Annotated in this window: 2 protein-coding genes; both read left to right on the forward strand. The window is 72.6% G+C overall.

What is annotated here, in order from left to right; genetic code table 11:
- A partial coding sequence (locus WBL05_RS11435; protein WP_424226032.1) for a hypothetical protein occupies positions 1-377 on the forward strand: 377 nt, incomplete at its 5' end.
- A 2-nt stretch (positions 378-379) separates the two neighbouring features.
- A partial coding sequence (locus WBL05_RS11440) for a hypothetical protein (protein ID WP_424226034.1) occupies positions 380-2,503 on the forward strand: 2,124 nt, incomplete at its 3' end.

Genomic DNA, 2,503 nt, shown 5'->3' on the forward strand with positions numbered 1-2,503 from the left:
ACCGGCCCTCGAGCTCGGCGCGACCCGGCGCGCCCAGGGCGACCACAGCCGCAGCAGCAGTGGCGGTGCCGAGGACGACCACCGCCGGTGCCACCACGAACCGGACCACGGTCACCAACAACCCGGCGCCGGCCGCCACCCGGGCCCAGACCCAACAGCCGGCCACCAATCCGCCGGCCCAACCGACCCAGCAGCAGACCCAGCCCGCGCCGCAGCCGGCACCGGTGCAGGACCCGGTCCCCGACCCCGTACCGGATCCGATTCCCGATCCGGTGCCGCCGCCACCCGAGCCCGAACCCGACCCGGTACCGCCAGCCGACCCGGAGCCGACCTACGAACCCGAACCCACCTTCGAAACATCAGAGGTCCCGGTCTGAGCATGGCAACGCCCACGGTCACCCCGCAAACAGCCGCGTCCCTGTTCTTCACCGGCGCCCACAGCGTGCGCGCCGACGTCGAGAAGCTGGCGACGGCCAATCCGCCCCGCGGCTTCGTGGTCGGGCCGGCCGGCTCCGGCAAGTCGAACGTCTTGCGCGACCTGCACGACCTGCTGGTGCGCGACGGGTTGCAGGTCAGGATGGCCGACGACGAACTCGACATCGGGGCCGTGCCGGCGTCCGAGGTGCTGCTGGTCGACAACCTGGCAACGCTCAGCCCCACCCGGCAGGACGCCGTGCTGAGACGGGCGGGCGATCCCGACGCCGCGCTGGTGGCAGCCAGCCGGCCATGGCCCCGATCGGCGACCACCGCCGAGGTGTCCCGACGGCTGGAGAGCAGCGCACCGGTGATCGTGCTCGGGCAGGTCACCCGGGCCGACCTGATCAGCTACCGCGCCGAGAAGGGGCAGCGCATCCCACCGGAGTGCCTCGACGACATCCTGACCCTCACTGGCGGCATCTCCTGGCTGGTCTCGCACGCCCTCAGCCACCACGACGAGGCCGAGTGCCGCGACGCCCACCACGCCGCACTGCGGCACGTGCTGGAGCAGCGGATCGCCCACCGGCTGGATTCGGTGGACGACCGGCTGCGCCGCACCATTCAGGCCATCTGCCTCGGGCCCAGGCAGTTGATGACCGAGCTCGACGACCCGGCCACCACCGACGACCTGATCGCGCAGGGCTACGCCGAGGGGCTGCTGCTGCGCAACGGCCGTCCGGTGCCCGTGGTGAGTTCCGCGGTCAGGGCAGCGGTGCCGGTGCACCGGATCGTCCAGCTCAGCGCAACCGTCGCCGAGGGCATCGAACACGGCAAGTCGGACGACCAGGGCTGGCTGAACGGTATCGAGGACGCCCGGATCGGCAGCGCCCTGGCCGCGCTGGCCGACCGCTTCGTGGCCAGCCAGCCGCAACGCGCCGCTGACCTGTACCAAGCTGCCCGGGCCTCGGGGTTGGAACAGCCTGACCTGACCCTGCGCCAGGCGCAGGCCGCCTGGGCCACCGGCGACCTGGACACCGCGGCCAGCTTCGCCGACGCAGCGCTGGCCGACGACGAACTGTCCAACGACGCCCAAGCCGCTGAGATCGCTGCCTCGGTCTGGGCCGCCCGCGGCATGATGTCGACCGCCAGCGAGGTCTACCTCGCCATCCCGCCGCACACCATCAAGGCCCGCGCCGTCGCCGCGATGACCCACGCCGGGGCCGGGCAGGCCGACCCGCTGGCCGAACTGTCGCAGGTCGCCGCGAACGGCAACGGAACAGCAGGCGGGGCCAACGCCCCATCCACGTTGAACATCGCGATGCGGATGCTGGGCGAAGGCCTGCAGGCATCGCTGGCCACCGAACCACCGGTGTCAACCCTCACCCAACTGGTGCGCGCCTCGGAGCTGTTCACCTCGTCGCGCGCGACCGACCCGCTGCCCGAACTGCCCGCGGTCATCGCGGCGGCTGTCGCGGTCGGCGCCGGCGACCTGAAGACGGCCCGCTCGGTCATCGACTCGGCCATCGCGGGCGGTCAGGGCGGCTCGTGGGCGGTCCGCCGGCTGCTGCTCGTCCAGGCCTGGCTGGCGTTGCAGGGCGAGCGGCTGGCGGCAGCCCGGGAATCGCTCGCGCAGGCCGAGGAGCTACGCTCCCCCACCGCGCCGCGCGATGAGCTATTGCGCCAGACGATCCTGGTGAGCCTGGCCCGCCGCTACGGCGACGTCCCAGCGCTGGAGGCCACCTGGTACGAGGCCATCGACGCCATCCGGCACGTCGAGGTCGACCTTTACACGCTGTTGCCGCTCAGTTCGCTGATCGCCGCCGCGGCGCGGGTCGGGGACGCCACCACGCTGGCCCCGCACCTGGCCCGTGGCCTGGAGATTCTCCGCCAGCTGGGTTCGCCGCCGCTGTGGTCGACACACCTGCGATGGGCCGGCGTCCAGCAGGGCATCCTGCTGAACAAGCCCGATTCGTTGGCACCGCACGCCCGGGCGCTGGTCGCCGCCGCCAGGCACAACCACGTCGCAGAAACGATGGCCCACGCCGGCGGCATCTGGGTGGCAGTGCTCGCCGGCACCGTCGACGCC

It is taken from the genome of Brooklawnia sp. (assembly GCF_049651565.1).
In the GTDB taxonomy this organism is placed as follows: Bacteria; Actinomycetota; Actinomycetes; order Propionibacteriales; family Propionibacteriaceae; genus Brooklawnia.